Raw genomic sequence first — 15629 nt, 5'->3', positions numbered from 1 at the left:
ATCCCCGGCCCCAGAGCCGGGACAGAAACGGGAGACCGTCAACAGGACACCAGAACGCAACGCGCGCTCTGGTGACACCGTTACGGACCATTCCGGCAGAAACGCCGGAATTGCTGAGACCTACTGATGGTCAAAGCAACGGATCATGAGGCAGCTGACACACCCGCGGTCCGTACCGACTGGTGAGAGAGCCCTGCTGCGCGGCGCCGATCTCTGCTTCAATGGACCGCATGGCCGGCTTCCAGTACACCACATCGGGTCGCAGCGACCTCGAGCCGTTCTGGCCCTCTCGTCAGCAGCATGACTTCGACCGGGTGTGTCGCCGCGCGTGGAACGCGCAGGCCCTCTAAAGCCGCCTCATCCCGGCCTTCGGCCCGCGCGTACGACGTACGTCCTCGATCACTTCTCGACGACTCCTCGCGCGAAAGAGCTGACCCTCATGGCGAACACCCGTACCTTGTCCCCCGCGTCCGCCCCCCTCTCCGCCGACCGCCCCCGGCTGCGTGCCGTCGACCGTGACGAGGTCGTCGATCTCGCCGACGTGGTCGGCTCCCTGCCGCCGGGCGCCACCTGGCTTCCCGCACCCCAGTACACGCTGCCGGCGCTGCCGGGCCGGCCTCCGATGGTCGGCTACCTGGTGCTCGTGCCCGCCGACCAGCAGCCTGTTGCGGCCGGGGCCCTCGCCTCCGACCGGCGCCGTGGGGCCGCACCGGAACCGCCCGCCGACGCCCCGGCGGGCGGGCCCGTGCGGATCGACCCCTCCCGGCGCACCGCCACCGTGGACGGCGCCGCCCTCGACCTCACCTATCTCGAATTCGAGCTGCTGGCCCACCTGGTGGCGCATCCTCACCGGGTGCACACCCGTGATCAGCTCGTGACGACGGTCTGGGGTTACGGACATGTGGGTGACGGGCGCACCGTCGACGTCCATGTGGCCCGGCTGCGACGCAAGCTGGGCGCGGAGCACCGCCGGTCGATCCAGACCGTGCGGCGCGTGGGGTACACGTACACGCCCTGACCGCGCCGCTCGCACAGGAGGCCCCGGGAGCTGGGCCCCCGGGGCCTCCCCGGCGTTCCGATGGTGGTGCCAGGTACACCTCTCCACCGGGTGGTGGAACGGCTGACGCGAGACCCCGTGCACAGGCGAGACTGTGTGCCGAACGGGGTCCGACCGGGGGCCCGGCGAGGGGAGAGACCATCATGACGTCGGCAACGAGCCGGGTACGAACGGCACTGCTCACCGGTGGGCGGGCGTTCGTCCTCTCCTTCGCGTGCATCGTGGGCTCGGCCATCCTCTTCGTGCTGTCGATCCTCTCGATCGTCCTCGTCCTGGTGGGCGTCGGGCTGGTCACCACACCCCATGTCGTGCAAGCGGTGCGCAAGCACGCGGACCGGCGCCGGCTGCTCGCGGCGGCCTGGGCCGACATCCGCGTCCCGGCCCGCTACCGGCCGTTTCCGAAGGACCTGCCCACCGGCCTCACCGGGCAGGTGCAACGCACCACGCTCCTCCTGAAGGACCCGGCGACCTGGCGGGACCTGCGCTGGCTGCTGCTCGACATGACGGCGGGGTACGTGCTGCTGGTCTTCGCCTTCGCCCTGCTGGTCTACCCGGTGGAGGGGCTCGTCCTGGCGGCCGGTCTGTGGCGGGTGTTCGAGGACAGTACGTACTGGTACGGCTTCGTGCCGGTCAGCAGCCAGGCGACGGGGCTGGCCGCCGCCGGGCTCGGCGTCGCGGTCTTCGCCGCCGGGCTGTGGGCCGCCGGGCCCCTGCTGCGGCTGCACTTCGTGCTCGCCCGGTCGGCGCTGTCGCCCACCCAGGAGGAACTCGCGCAGCGCATCGACCGGCTCACCGAGACCCGCCACGAGGCCGTGGACACGGCGGCGTCCGAACTGCGGCGCATCGAGCGGGACCTGCATGACGGGGCGCAGGCCCGGCTGGTGGCGATGGGCATGAACCTCGGCACCGTCGAGGCACTGATCGAGAAGGACCCGGCGGAGGCGAAGAAGTTGCTGGCGATGGCCCGTGCGTCCTCCGCGGAAGCCCTCACCGAGCTGCGTGACCTCGTCCGCGGCATCCACCCGCCGGTCCTCGCCGAACGGGGGCTCGGGGACGCGGTGAGGGCGCTGGCGCTGCGGATGCCGATTCCACCCGAGGTGACCGTGGAACTCACCGGCCGGGTGGATGCCCCGGTCGAGTCGGCGGCGTACTTCGCCGTCAGCGAGGCCCTGACGAACGTGGTCAAGCACGCCGAGGCCGACCGCGTCTGGGTGGACATACACCACGCCGAGGGGATGCTGCGGATCTCCGTCACGGACAACGGCAAGGGCGGTGCGGCCGTCGGGGCCGGCTCCGGACTGAGCGGGATGGAACGCCGACTGGGTACATTCGACGGCGTACTGGCCGTCAGCAGTCCTGCGGGCGGCCCCACCATGGTGACCATGGAGATTCCTTGCGCGTCGTCCTAGCCGAAGATCTCTTCCTGCTCCGCGACGGCCTCGTGCGCATGCTCGAGGCCTACGATTTCGAGATCGCGGCAGCAGTCGAGACGGGACCCGAACTGGCCAGGGCCCTGGCCGAGTTGAAGCCCGACGTCGCCGTCGTCGACGTCCGGCTCCCGCCGTCCCACACGGACGAGGGCCTGCAGTGCGCACTGGCCGCCCGCCGCGACAGGCCCGGCCTGCCGGTGCTCGTCCTGTCGCAGCACGTGGAGCAGTTGTACGCCCGGGAGCTGCTGGCCGACGGCAACGGGGGCATCGGCTACCTGCTGAAGGACCGGGTGTTCGACGCCGCCCAGTTCATCGACGCGGTCCGCAGGGTCGCCGCCGGAGGTACGGCGATGGACCCGCAGGTCATCTCACAGCTGCTGTCACGACGCTCGGCGGACAAGCCGATGGGTGGTCTCACGCCCCGCGAGCGCGAGGTCATGGAGCTGATGGCGCAGGGCCGGTCCAACGGGGCGATCGCCGCGCAGATGGTGGTCACGGAGCGGGCGGTGGCCAAGCACACCTCCAACATCTTCAGCAAGCTCGGTCTGCCGGTGTCGGACGACGACAACCGCCGCGTGCTCGCGGTCCTCGCCTACCTCGACCGGGGCTGACCGCTCCCGTCGAGGAGCTCAGCCCGCGAACCACCTCTCCGCGTCCAGCCGCAGCGCCGCCGCGGGCACCATCCTGCGCAGGTCCGCCTCCAGGGCTCCGACCCGTTCCGCGCCGAGGGCTTCGACCCACTCCGCGTGGAGCCGGTCGAAGCCCTCGGCGGACCTGGCCAGCACATCGACGCCGCGCGCGGTGAGTCTGACCAGCTTGCGCCGGCCGTCCTCGGGGTCGTCGACCCGTTCCACGTATCCGAGGCCCTCCAGCTTGTCGACCGTCTTCCCGGCCGCCTGCTTGGAGACCCCCAGCCGCCGGCCCATCTCACTGGCGCTCGCCCCCTCGGGGCCGACCGCCTGGAGCGCGAAGCCGTAGGCCGGGCGCACGTCCGGGTGTCCTCGGGCGGCCAGGTCGCGGTGCAGCGCGTCGATGATCGACCGGAAGCCCGCGAACAGCAGCAGAGGCAGCTCGAATCCGGCCTCTCCGCTTCCGTCCTTCTCCTCAGCCATTGCACACCTCGACAACCTGGTTTACCTTTTCGACAATCACGTTGTCGAGTTTACCGCGAGGGGACCACCATGTCCGATACGCACTTCCCCGACCACACCATCGACTCGGCACCGCCGGCCGCCCGCCGCACCATGGAGGTCATGGCCGGCAGGCAGGGCGGCCGCGTCCCGTCCGCCGTGGCCCGGCTCGCCACGTCGCCGGAGACGCTCAACGGCTTCCTCCAGGCGAGTGCCGCATTCGAGTCGAGCACTCTGGACCCGCTGGCCCGCGAGGTGGTCGTCATGACGATGGCCACCCGCAACGACTGCCATGTCTGCGTGGCGATGCACACGACGAGACTCGAGTCGCTCGGCGCGGCGCCGGATCTCGTCGCGGCGCTGCGGGCTGCTGGGGAGCAGCCGCTGCCGGACGAACGACTGGAGGGGGTACGCCGTTTCACACGTGCCGTGCTGGAGACGGCGGGCGAGGTCGGGGACGACTGCCTGGAGGACTTCCTGTCGCTGGGCCACACCTCACGCAATGCGCTGGAGGTGGTTCTCGGCATCGGCGCCTACACGATGTCGACGCTGGCCAACCGTATGACGGGAGCGCCCGTGGACGCCGTGGCGGTGTGATCGCCCACACGGATCATCCTGCCCCGGCGGATTCCTGGCGTCCCCCCGGCTCGCGCGACCGAACCGCGCGCCCCGTCCTGAGACGTGCGCGCCGGAGTGACCATCGCACCATTCGCTCGTTCAGCTGAACATGCCCCCACTGCGAGCAGTACCGCCACCCGCCGGCCGCCCGTACAAGGAGCAGGCCGAGGGGGAGCGGGTGGAGGCCGCGCCCGCCGAGCACTACGCCCGGCTGGCGCGGATCGCGTATCTCGTGCTGGCTCCCTCGCCCGGCCGTAACCGGCGGGTGCTGTCGGCCCACCGGCTGGCCCTGCGGGCCCTGGCCGGCGGACGGGGCCCGGATCCGGGGCGGGCGTACGCGCACCTACGGCTGCGGGTGCTGCGCTGCGCACTGGACACCGGGATGCCTCGGTTCCGGTTCGCCCGGCCGCATCGGGCGCAGTGGCCCCCACTGGTGCCGCTGGTGTGGGGGCTGCGCCTGTTTCCGCACTCCTGCGGCGTGGAGGGGCTGGCCATGGAGCAGGCCCTGGCCGGAGTGTCGGGGCCCTGCCGGGCCGCGCACGTGTTGCGCGGGCTCGAAGGGCTCGACGACGCCGAGGTGTGCCGGGTGCTCGACGCGGCGGGCGTCGCCGACCCTCCGGCGGCGCTGCGGGAGGCCGACACGCTGACCGCGCCCCACGCCCTGCTCTCCTCACCGGAGTTCGACCCGTGCTCCCTCCAGGTCAGACCGACCGATCCGGTACGACGCCGGCGGCGCGGGCGCGCCCTCCTGGCCGGCGCCGGCGCGCTGCTGGTCTGCGGGACGCTGCTGCTGATGCCGGGCGACGGCCTGGGCGGTCCGACCGCTGCCTCCGCGCCGCCCTACTCACGCCACCACACCGCGGAGCGGGCCCTGGACCCGTCCGCGTTGGGCCGGGTGCCGGACGGGCTCTGGCAGGGCTCCACGCGCAGGGACTTCACCGTCTGGCCCACGCGTGGTGACCGGCGCGGTGACACCCGCCTGCTGGGCCGCGCCCTCGCCGCGTGGGCCCGGCCCGGAGCGGCGGTGGCCGTGTCGGCGACGCCCGGCACGCCCGACGGCCCGCCGATGGGACCGCCGCAGCTGCTGTACGCGGGGGAACTCGGCGTAGCGGCCGTGGTGCTGTTCCACGACGGCCTGCGGGTCGTGCGCTACGCCGAGGCGCGCAACGCCGATCCTTCCGGGGGCGCCGCACTGGACTTCGCCCGGGTGGACGGCGCGGACGAGGCGGCGGCGAGTGCCCTGGTGGTGGAGCGCCGCGCCGGCCGGATCCGGTATCTGACCGCGCCCTGGGTGCGGGAGGCCGGTCTGCGGGACCTGCTCGCACCCGATGCGGCGGCCCGGCCGCTGCCCCGCGACCGTCACGGGGTGACGGACCCGTTGACCCGGCCGGGGGCCACTGCGGGGGGCGGGGCGGACTGCCGTTCCTGGCAGGCCCTCCAGCTGTGGGACGGCGCCTCGGCGCGCCTGATGACGGATCTGGGTGAGCTCACTCCCGTACGCCTCACCTCCGGCACACCGTCCGCCCCGCACGACGTGGCGGGCCGGACCGAGCGGGAGAGCTGGGCGCGGACCGCGTGTCTGCTGCCGGCGGTACGGTCCAGCGGGGTGCGGTCGGTGAACTCCTGGGCGTACGCGGCGCAGCCGCTGCCCGAGGGGAGTGGCACCGCCCGGTGGGTGTGCACCCGGGCGGAGACCTGGCGGGGTACCGGCAGCCGGGTCCTCGCCCAGTTCCAGGCCCCGTCCGCGCAGCCTCCGGGGAGCAGACCGCCCGGGGCGGTCGCGGCGCGGGCCGAGGACTCACCGGCGTGCGGGGCGCGTGCGCCCCGGGTGCTGGCGGGTGTGCTGTGGAGGTCGGACGACGGCCGGTGGTACGTACTGGCGGCGGGCTCACCGCAGTTCACCTCCCTGACCGCGACCGGAGGGGTGAGGGGACGGGCCGACGGGCGACTGCTGGCCCTTCCGGCCCGCAAGGGCGATCGTCCCCGGCTCGACGGGCTGCTGACGGACGGCAGCCGGGTGGGCGCGCTGCACTGAGCAGGAAGGACGGGTGCGAGGGGGCCGGTCGCCCTGCCCCGTTAGGCTGTCCGGCATGACGACCGGGGTGCGGCGCAGGATGGGCGTCGACGAGCGCAGAGCCCAATTGGTGAGCGTCGCGCTGGAGTTGTTCAGCACCCGCTCGCCCGACGAGGTGTCGATCGATGAGATCGCAACTGCGGCCGGCATCTCACGCCCGCTCGTCTACCACTACTTCCAGGGGAAGCGCAGCCTGTACGAGGCGGCGCTGAAGCGGGCCGCCGACGACCTGTCCGGCCGCTTCATGGAGGCACACGAAGGGCCTCTGGGGGCCCGGCTGATCCGGGTGGTGCACCGGTTCTTCGACTTCGTCGAGGAGCACGGTCCGGGTTTCACCGCTCTGATCCGTGGCGGCCCGGCCGGCGGTGCGTCCACGGCCACCACCCTCGTCGACGGGGTGCGGCAGGCGGCGTACGAGCAGATCGTCGCGCATCTCGGTGTCCGGACCCCGCCCGCCCGGCTGGAGCTCGTCGTGCGGTCCTGGGTGTCACTGGCCGAGTCGACGGCCCTGCTCTGGCTCGGCGGGCGGCGTATCCCGCGTGCGGAGCTGGAGTTGCAGTTGGTGCACGACTTCGCGGCGCTGGCCTCGGTGTGCGCCGCGTACGACCAGGAGATGGCCGGCATCATGCTGCGGGTCTTCGCGCAGGAGCCGGCGGACGGCCCGTTCGGCGACCTGCTCGCCAGGCTCACGGTCCTGGCCCCCGCCGCGCCGTCCGTCCCGCCGGAACGGCTGCCTCAGTTCTTGCGGTAGGACGCGTCCAGGTCGCGGACCTCGGCCGAGGCGTGGACGGTGAGGCCGTCGACGGGCTTCAGGTACCCGGCCAGCAGCTCCAGTACGGCTTCGGTCAGCCGCGCCTTGGTCTCGGGGGTCCGGCCGGGAAGCATCGCGATCGAGACGTTCACGACGGAGTCGCCCGCCGCGGCGTCGCCGACGACGAAGTCCGCAGCCGGGCGGAACCGGGTCTTGCAGGCGGGGATCCTGGTGGCCACGGTCTCGGCGACGAGCGGGTGCAGGGCGAGGGCGAAACCGCGGCGGTCGAAGCTGTCGTCGAGGTCGGCGGAGTAGTCGACGGTGATCTGCGGCATCAAGCGCTCCTGTGTGCGGGTCGAGTACGTGTACGTGTACAGCGTGCACGCACGTGTACGGACAGCTTCGCGTGATCCCGCCGCCCGCACAAGTGAGCGCGAGAACGGCCGGCCCCGGCTTCCGCCGAGAGGGCGGGAGCCGGGACCGGCCGGGTGCGGTGGGTGTCAGCGCAGGGAGAACACGGCGACCGTGCGTCCGGGCACGGTGAAGCTGCCCGTTCTCCCCTCGTACGAGGACTTCTTGACCGTGTCGTCGGCGCCCGCCGCCTGGACCGGGTGCAGGGCGTAGGCCTTCCCGGCCAGCCCGGCGACGTCCTGGCTCTGGGTACCGGGGGCGGCGTTGATGACGACGACCAGCTCACCCAGGCGCATCGTGATCACCCCGGGGGTCTCCTCCTCACCCGAGAGCGGGAAGGACAGGGTGTCCTGCACCTGCTCGGCGGTGGCGAGGCCGAAGTCCTCCTCGGTGGAGCGGATGGTGAGCAGGTCCTGGTACGCGGCGGACGCGCCCGTGATCTGCGCGCATCCGGGGCTGAGCGCTGCGGAGGCCAGCAACGGCTTTCCGTACGGCCACTTGTCCTGGTTGTCGGCGGCCGGCGGGAGCCCGCGTCCGAAGCCGTTGCCCTTACGACAGTCCCAGTGCAGCGCGTTGAACCAGTCGCCGCTGTCGTAGGAGTTGCGGTCCAACGACTTGGAGCGCAGCAGGTCGGTGCCGGCCTGGGAGAGCGCCGGCCCCTGCGAGAGTACGGCGGTCGCCATCGCCACGACCTGCATACGGGCCCGGTCGGCGGCCGAGGTGTCCGCCGGGAGCTTGAAGGCGAGGGCGTCGTACAGGGTCTCGTTGTCGTGCGCGTCGGCGTAGGCGAGGGCGTCGCCGGGTGCGGCCGCGTATCCGGCGGGGGCCCCGTTGTAGTCGACGGCCGATCCCTTGACCGTACGGCCCCGGGTGTCGGTGAAGGTGTAGTCGGCGAGGTTGCCGGTGAGGCCGACCTTGATCAGGTCCTGGTAGTGGAGCAGCCGGGCCTTCTGTTCGGCCTCGGTCCCGTTGGCGGAGGAGGTGTTGGGGTCGGTGTAGAGACCGGAGGCGAAGCCCTGGACACCGGGGTCCTCGTCGAAGGGGCCGCCGCCGCGCACGGCGTCGCGGGCCCGGTCGGAGAAGGTGGCGATCCCGGTGCCGGCCATGTTCTTCTGCGTGGCCTGGACGAAACGGGCGTCGTCGGCGATCTCACCGAAGTTCCAGCCCTCGCCGTACAGGATGATCTTCTTCCCGTCGACGCCGTCCTCGGCGACGGTCAGCTCGTCGAGGGCCTTGCGGACCGCGATGATGTTGGCCTTGGGGTGGTGTCCCATCAGGTCGAAGCGGAAGCCGTCGACCTTGTACTCCCTGGCCCAGGTGACGACCGAGTCGACGACGAGCTTGCCCATCATCGTGTTCTCGGGCGCCGTGTTGGCGCAGCAGGTCGAGGTGGCGACGGTGCCGTCCTCCAGGAGCCGCTGGTAGTAGCCGGGCACGATCCTGTCGAGGACGGACTTGTCGTCCTGGCCGGAGGCGACGGTGTGGTTGTAGACGACGTCCATGACGGTCCGCAGTCCGGCGCCGTTGAGGCCCTGGACCATCTGCCGGAACTCGACGGTGCGCTTCGTGCCGTCGGGGTCGGAGGCGTAACTGCCCTCGGGGACCGTGTAGTGCAGCGGGTCGTAGCCCCAGTTGAAGGCGTCCTTCGCGGCGGCCTTCGTGATGCAGGCCTGCTGTTCGTCGGAGTCGGGGGCGTGTACGGACAGGTCGCAGGCGGGCTGCTGCTGGTCGGACTTCTTCTCGGGGATCGTCCCGATGTCGAAGGCCGGCAGCAGGTGGACGTGGCTGGTGCCGGAGTCCGCGAGCTCCTTGAGGTGCTTCATCCCGTCGGAGCGGGTGTCGGTGAAGGCGAGGTACTCGCCGGGGTGCTTCGAGGTGGTGTCCGTGATCGAGAAGTCGCGGACGTGCAGTTCCTGGATCTGGGCGTCGCGCAGCGGGGTCGCGGCGGGCTTCTCCAGCCCGGACCAGCCGCGCGGGGCCAGCTCCGGGTCGTCGAGGTCGACGACGAGGCTGCGCGCGGAGTCGGCGGTCAGGGCGGTGGAGTAGGGGTCGGTGACCTTGTTGGTGACCATCTTCTGGACGGTGGGCGCCCAGACGTTCACGGCGTACCGGTAGGGCTTGCCGTTCCAGCTCTTCTTCCCGGTGACCGACCAGACGCCGGTGCGGTCGTCGCGGCGCATCGGGACGGTCCTCCCGTCGAGTTCGAGCGCGACGGTGCGGGCGGTGGGCGCCCAGACGGACAGCGTCGGGCCGCCCTTGCGGAAGACGGGTCCCAGCGCCGCGCCGCTCGCGGCCTTCCCGTACAGCGCGTCCAGCACACCGGCGGTCTGTACGCCGGTGGCGGCGAGCAGGGCACCGTTGGCGGCGCGCTGGGTGGCGATCAGCTGGCCGCGCAGGGATTCGCGGACCCTGTCCCGGTCACGGGTGTCGACGGTGAAGGCCGGGTAGTCCTTGAGGTGCGGGTACTTCGCCTTCTGCGCGTCGGTGAGCTGCGTGGCACCGAGCCGGAGCCACCGGCCCTCGTCGGAGAGCGCCCCGTCGACGACGGAGATGCCGCCGTCCTTCGCGTACACGAGCTGCTGGCTGGTGGCGTCGGTCGCCTTCACCTTCCAGACGACGGTGTCCGCGTCGATCCACTGGGCCTCGGCCTTGGTCAGGTCGGGGGTGGGCACGCCGCCGGCCTGCGGCAGCAGGTAGCCGGACTTCCCGCCGAGCATCCAGACCTCGTGCCCGTGGGAGGCGATGTCGAGGGACTGGTCGCTGGGGAGGTCCTTCTCGTCGCCCTTGTGGAGGATGTAGCTGAGCGAGGTGGCGCCGTCGGTGAGCGGGACCTCGAAGGTGACGCCGTAGGCGTCGGTCCGCACGGGCCGCAGCGGCTCGGCCCAGTCCGTGGGGGCTGCGGCTCCGGTCCAGGTGTGCAGGCCCCAGCCGTCGTAGTCGCCGTCGGGGCGGTGATAGTGCAGAACGGCCTTGGAGGTGTCCTGCGGCGTGGTCGCGGGAGCCTCGGTGGCCTGCCCGTCCTCGCCCTGCTCGACCCAGACCTGACCGGTCCTCGCGAGGTCGACGGTGCGCTCGGGGCCGTCGGCGGTGCCGTTCTTCTCGACCGTGTACGGGACGGAGGAGGCGCCCTCGTCGAGGTCGATCCAGGCGAAGGCACCGTAGGCGTCCCGGCCGATGAAGTCGGCGCTGCTGTCACCGGACTTCAGCTGCCAGCCCTCGTAGTCGCCGTCCGCGCGCTTGTAGTGGACGACGGCGTGGTCACGTTCGACGGCGACGGGCTTCGGGGCGGGCGGGGCCTGGCCGGAGGTCGTGGTGGCGAGGGCGCTCGCGGTACGTCCGGCGCGGTCGGTCACCACGGCCTTGTAGCGCAGCGGAGTCCCGGCCTTCACCGCATCGCCCAGGTGCTGGGTGACCTTGTACGGGGCGTGGTCGGCGGAGCCGAGGGTGACCCACGTGCCGTTGCCGGTCTGCGCGGCGAAGACGACGCGGTTCAGGTCTCCGCCGTCCACGTCGGCGCTGATCTCGACGGTGCCGGTGGCTCCGGCGGCCGGGGCCTTCAGGGTGACCGCCGGCTTGGTGGACGGGGCACCGAGCGGCTTGTCGGCGCGCAGCACGACGCTGGACAGCGCCGGCACGGTGACCTCGAGGGTCTTGTCCGTGCCACTACGGACGGTGCCGGAACCGCCGTAGAGCGTACGGAAGTTCATGCCGGCCGACTCGGTGGGGAGCTCGACCGTCTTCGCCTCGGCGGAGTTGTTGGCGGCGACGACGTACTCGTACGGGCGCCCCGGGTCCGTCCGCGAGAAGGCGTGGACGGAGTCCTTGGCATGGCGCTCGGTCTGGACGCCGTCGCGCAGGGCCGGGTGCTCCCGGGTGAGCTTCGACAGGGCGGCGATGGAGCGGTAGAGCGGGTGCTTCGCGTCGTACGCGTCGGTCGCGTGCGTGCGGTCCGTGCCGATCTGGTCGTCGTCGAGGTAGTCGGCGGTCTTCGAGGCGAACATCGTCTGGCGGGCGTCCTTGTCGCCGCCCGCGCCGGTGTAGCCCTGCTCGTCGCCGTAGTAGATCACCGGGTTGCCACGGCCGAGGAACATCAGCTCGTTGGCGAGACGGGTTCGGTCCAGCAGCTCGGCGTCGCCGGCCTCCGGGTTGTCCTGCTTCAGGAAGGCGCCGATGCGGCCCATGTCGTGGTTGCCGAGGAAGGTCACCTGCTCGTAGGCGTTGGCCTTGTCGGTGGTGTAGCGGTAATCGTCACCGTAGACCGCTGCCAGCTTCGAGGCCGGGGCGCCCTGGGAGGCGTACTGCCGGGCGGCTTCCTGGAAGGGGAAGTCGAGCGTGGCGTCGAGCCTGCCCCGCGTCACGTACGGCGAGGTGATCGCGGTGTCGGCGGAGTAGACCTCGCCGAACATGAAGAAGTCGTCCCGGCCGCGCTTGGCCGCGTAGGCGTCGAGGGCGGTGGCCCACTGGGTCCAGAAGTCGAGGTCGACGTGCTTGACGGTGTCGATGCGGAAGCCGTCGATGTCGAAGTCGCGGACCCACTTCTCGTAGATCCTCTCCATGCCGGAGACGACCTCGGGGCGCTCGGTCCACAGGTCGTCGAGGCCGGAGAAGTCGCCGTACTCGGTGGACTCGCCCGCGTAGGTCGAGTCGCCCCGGTTGTGGTACATCGTGGTGTCGTTGAGCCAGGCCGGGACCTTCTTCCCCGTGTTCTGCGGGGTGTACGGGAAGGAGTCGGCGTCCACCTCCTCGACGCCCTGGGTGTCGTCGAACGGACGGCCGGTCCGGTCGAGGTACGGGAAGGCGCCCTTGGGCTTGTAGCCGTACTTCTTCTCGGCGTGGTCGACGGTGTCGGCGGTGTGGTTGGTGATGACGTCGAAGAAGACCTTCATGCCCTTGCCGTGGGCCTTGTCGATCAGCTTCGTGAGGTCGGCGTTCGTCCCGAAGTGCGGGTCGACCTGGGTGAAGTCGGTGATCCAGTAGCCGTGGTAGCCAGCCGAGGCGTTGTCGCCGGTGCCCTGGACAGGGCGGTTCTTGAAGATCGGGGCGAGCCAGATCGCGGTGGTGCCGAGGCCCTTGATGTAGTCGAGACGCTGGGTGAGGCCCTTCAGGTCGCCGCCCTGGTAGAACCCCTTGTCGGTCGGGTCGTACCCGGTCTCCAGCCGCGAACCGGTCAACCCACCGCGGTCGTTCGAGGTGTCACCGTTGGCGAACCGGTCGGGCAGCACGAAGTAGAACTGCTCACGGGTGAGGTCGTGCCGGGCCGGTTCCTCGGCGAGTTCCCTGTCCGAGGGCGGTGCCGGAGGTCTGGGCGCGGCGGACGCCGCGCCCGCCGGTATGACGGGCAGCAGCGCCGCGCACAGTGCGGCGACGGCTCCCCGCCGGAGGGTGGTTCGGGACACGGGCGGGTACTCCTCGGCTTTCGGGTGTGGGCGTCGGAAGCGCGGGGCCGGGGCGCGGGCCCCCCCGGCCCCCCCCCCCCGGGGGGGGGGGGGCCCCGCCCCCCCCCGCCGGGGCCCCCGCCCCCCATGCCGGGGGCCGCCCCGGGGGGGGGGGGGGCGCCGGGGGGGGGGGGGGGGGGGGCCGGGGGGGGGGCGGCGGGGGGTGGGGGGGGGGGGGGGGGGCGGGGGGGGGGGGGGCGGGGCCGGGGGGGCCCCGGCCCCGCCGGTCGGTGTGGGTCAGCTGCGCCAGACGTCGGCGGACAGCGCGACCTTGCCGGAGGACGGCACGGTGGCGGTGCGGTTGGCGCCGCTCTCCCAGGTGACGTTGCCGCTCGCGTCCTTGCGGAGGTACTTGTACGCGAACGAGGTCCCGGCGGGCAGGCTCACGTCGAGCTTCCAGACGGGGTACGTCGCCGGGTCGAGTTTCAGTGCGCTGCCGGGGTTCCAGTTGCCGAGGGCGGCCTGGTCGCCGGTGACGTAGATGTTCTGGCCGGCCTGGGTGGTGGCGTTGACGCCGAAGGAGGCTCCGGAGTCGCCCGTGCCGGGGCCCGTGCCGCCGCCGGTGCAGGTGCGGGCGTTGACGTGCAGCGCGACGGCGGTGCCGGAGCCGAGGGTGGCGGTGAACTGCCCGGAGCCGTTGACGGTGACGCCCTTGCCGGACTGGACGTCGCAGTAGTCACCGGCCGGCAGCGAGGTCTGGAACGTACGGCTCAGTGAGGAGCCCTCGTGGTTGATGGCGACGTACGCCTTGGAGCCGCGGCCGAAGGCGATCTGGTCACCGCCGTTGTCCCACCAGTTCGAGACGCCCTGGCCACGGGCCGCGTTGCGGAAGCCGACCATCGAGGAGATCTCGCGCCAGGCGTGCTGGCACTTCCAGCCGTCGCTGTAGCAGGCGTTCACCTGGCCGCCGTTGGGCGGTCCGGCGTCGTGGCTGCTGAACTCGTAGCCGGAGTGGACGTCCGGGGAGCCGTAGGGGTAGGCCAGCATGAAGACACTGGCCAGGGTGTACTTCGAGCCGTCCTTGTAGTTCAGGGTGTCGCCGCCGCGCTCGGTGTCGTGGTTGTCGACGAAGACCGCCGACTTGCCCGACTCCATGAAGCCCCAGCCCTCGCCGAAGTTCTTCAGGTTCGCCAGGTTCTCGTTGTTGAAGACCTGCTTGAGGCTGCGGCCGTAGCGGAACTCCTGGACGTCACCGCTGCCCAGGTACTCGGAGGGGGAGACGGCCTCACCGGCCCCGTGGATCGCCTCGTGCTTCCAGTAGACGCCCGTGTTGCTGAGCCGGGACTTGATGTTCGCGAGGTCGCCGGCCGGCATGTGCTTGGCGGCGTCGATACGGAAGCCGTCGACACCGAGGGAGAGCAGGTCGTTGAGGTAACCGGCGATCCTGCCGCGTACGTAGTCCTCACCGGTGTCCAGGTCGGCGAGGCCCACCAGTTCGCAGTTCTGGACGTTGCCCCGGTCGCCGTAGTTGTTGCCTATCTGCGTCCGGCAGTCGTCCATGTCGCTGCCGGAGTAGAGGCCCGGGTAGTCGTACTTGCTGTACGAGGACCCACCGGTGCCGGTGCCCGATCCGGCCGACATGTGGTTGATGACCGAGTCGGCGATGACCTTGACGCCCGCGCCGTGGCAGGTGTTGACCATGCGCGCGAAGGACGCACGGTCGCCGAGCCGGCCGGCGATCTTGTAACTGACGGGCTGGTACGACGTCCACCACTGGCCGCCCTGGATGTGCTCCTGGGGCGGCGAGACCTGGACGAATCCGTAGCCGGCCGGACCGAGACTGTCGGTACAGGCCTTGGCGACCGAGTCGAATTTCCACTCGAACATCACCGCGGTGACGTCCTTCTCGCCGGGCGGTGCGGCTTGGGCGGTCCCGGCGGCGCCGAGACCGGCGGGGACAGCGAGAACTGCGGCGCCCGTGGCGAGGGCGAGCGCGGCAGACAAGGGCCTGCGTGCCATGACGTTCCTCCTGCGGTGGGGGAAGATGCGGGGATGGCGGAGCAGCCTCACGTGGCAACGCGCCGTGCCGTCAAGGCTTTTGAAGGTTCTTGCAGCAAGGATGCAAAACCTTGGGGTGCAGCAGACCGTACGAGCCCGACCTGCGCCGGTCAACCCCCTGGACATCGCGCGATCACGTCCCGCTCATGTCCGCGAAATACTGCAGATTTCTTCCTGCAAGGTCTTACGCAAAATATTGCGGGGCTGTTAGGTTCGTCCTGACTCCGGCCCGGCCGGCCGGGGGTCCGGCACGCCGGATCCCACGCGCCCGTCCGGCCGGGCCGGTCACGCCGAGGAGAGGCCCCGACGTCGCTTCCCCGCCGGCCCACCCTGGGCCGACTTCGGGGCCTCTCCTGCGCGTGGCCGTGCGTGCGCCTCTGCGCGCCTCGGTCCGTACATCCGGAGGGGCACCCTCGCGGCGCACCTGGAAGACGCCCCTGGAAGACGCCCCTTCCCTCCCCGCGACCTGACCGGTGGCGCCCTGCATCGGGACCCTGAGCGGCTGGCGCGGGACCCGAAAGAGCCGACTGTCGGCATGTATTGGGATGGTCACAGTGCCCTGAATGCTGATTGCACCGGTGGTGTGCGGGTTGATACACATGATGGTTCGTACGGTTGTTCAGTCTGGTGGGGGGGGAAGCTGATGAAGTTCGACATGGGGGCATCGGTTCTGACGACCCTGAGGTCGCGTTCCTCGGAGTCGAGCACGGATCTGGGCACGCTGA

The 15629-nt window shown here is 71.4% G+C and carries 10 protein-coding genes; 6 read left to right on the top strand and 4 right to left on the bottom strand.

Features of this window, described 5'->3' with window-relative positions:
* Positions 1-439: 439 nt before the first annotated feature.
* The 3 genes from ACFYSH_RS33645 to ACFYSH_RS33635 all read left to right on the top strand — a co-directional run bounded on the left by ACFYSH_RS33645 (position 440) and on the right by ACFYSH_RS33635 (position 3098).
* Positions 440-1018, top strand: a complete 579-nt coding sequence (locus ACFYSH_RS33645) for a winged helix-turn-helix domain-containing protein (RefSeq protein WP_359479209.1) — start codon at positions 440-442, stop codon at positions 1016-1018.
* A gap of 182 nt (positions 1019-1200) precedes the next feature.
* On the top strand, positions 1201-2466 hold the full coding sequence (locus tag ACFYSH_RS33640) for a sensor domain-containing protein (protein ID WP_359479212.1): 1266 nt from the start codon (positions 1201-1203) through the stop codon (positions 2464-2466).
* The gene (locus tag ACFYSH_RS33635; protein ID WP_359479215.1) at positions 2451-3098 is read left to right on the top strand and encodes a response regulator transcription factor; all 648 of its coding nucleotides are present in this window, start codon (positions 2451-2453) and stop codon (positions 3096-3098) included. Before ACFYSH_RS33640 ends, ACFYSH_RS33635 begins: the two co-directional genes overlap by 16 nt.
* 18 nt (positions 3099-3116) lie before the next feature.
* On the opposite strand, the gene ACFYSH_RS33630 is transcribed toward ACFYSH_RS33635, so the two are convergent.
* Positions 3117-3599, bottom strand: a complete 483-nt coding sequence (locus tag ACFYSH_RS33630; protein WP_359479218.1) for a MarR family transcriptional regulator — start codon at positions 3597-3599, stop codon at positions 3117-3119.
* 69 nt (positions 3600-3668) lie between these two features.
* On the opposite strand from ACFYSH_RS33630, the gene ACFYSH_RS33625 reads away from it, so the two are divergent.
* The 3 genes from ACFYSH_RS33625 to ACFYSH_RS33615 all read left to right on the top strand — a co-directional run bounded on the left by ACFYSH_RS33625 (position 3669) and on the right by ACFYSH_RS33615 (position 7060).
* Positions 3669-4214 (top strand): carboxymuconolactone decarboxylase family protein, encoded by a 546-nt coding sequence (locus tag ACFYSH_RS33625; RefSeq protein WP_359479221.1) that lies wholly within the window; start codon positions 3669-3671, stop codon positions 4212-4214.
* A gap of 130 nt (positions 4215-4344) precedes the next feature.
* Positions 4345-6270, top strand: coding sequence for a hypothetical protein (locus tag ACFYSH_RS33620; RefSeq protein WP_359479224.1), 1926 nt, complete (start codon positions 4345-4347; stop codon positions 6268-6270).
* 55 nt (positions 6271-6325) lie between these two features.
* The gene (locus tag ACFYSH_RS33615) at positions 6326-7060 is read left to right on the top strand and encodes a TetR/AcrR family transcriptional regulator (RefSeq protein WP_359479227.1); all 735 of its coding nucleotides are present in this window, start codon (positions 6326-6328) and stop codon (positions 7058-7060) included.
* On the opposite strand, the gene ACFYSH_RS33610 is transcribed toward ACFYSH_RS33615, so the two are convergent.
* From ACFYSH_RS33610 to ACFYSH_RS33600, 3 genes are all read right to left on the bottom strand, one after another.
* Positions 7045-7395: a 5-carboxymethyl-2-hydroxymuconate Delta-isomerase gene (locus ACFYSH_RS33610; protein WP_359479230.1), complete on the bottom strand. Its 351-nt coding sequence runs from the start codon at positions 7393-7395 to the stop codon at positions 7045-7047. The two genes, ACFYSH_RS33615 and ACFYSH_RS33610, sit on opposite strands and share 16 nt — an antisense overlap.
* A gap of 165 nt (positions 7396-7560) precedes the next feature.
* Positions 7561-12867: a pullulanase-type alpha-1,6-glucosidase gene (gene pulA / locus ACFYSH_RS33605; protein WP_388757631.1), complete on the bottom strand. Its 5307-nt coding sequence runs from the start codon at positions 12865-12867 to the stop codon at positions 7561-7563.
* 276 nt (positions 12868-13143) lie between these two features.
* Positions 13144-14865, bottom strand: coding sequence for a carbohydrate-binding module family 20 domain-containing protein (locus ACFYSH_RS33600; protein WP_388757628.1), 1722 nt, complete (start codon positions 14863-14865; stop codon positions 13144-13146).
* Positions 14866-15629: the final 764 nt, after the last annotated feature.

Source organism: Streptomyces sp. NPDC005791, assembly GCF_042871485.1.
GTDB lineage: Bacteria > Actinomycetota > Actinomycetes > Streptomycetales > Streptomycetaceae > Streptomyces.
This window is presented reverse-complemented; position numbering and strand designations above follow the sequence as displayed.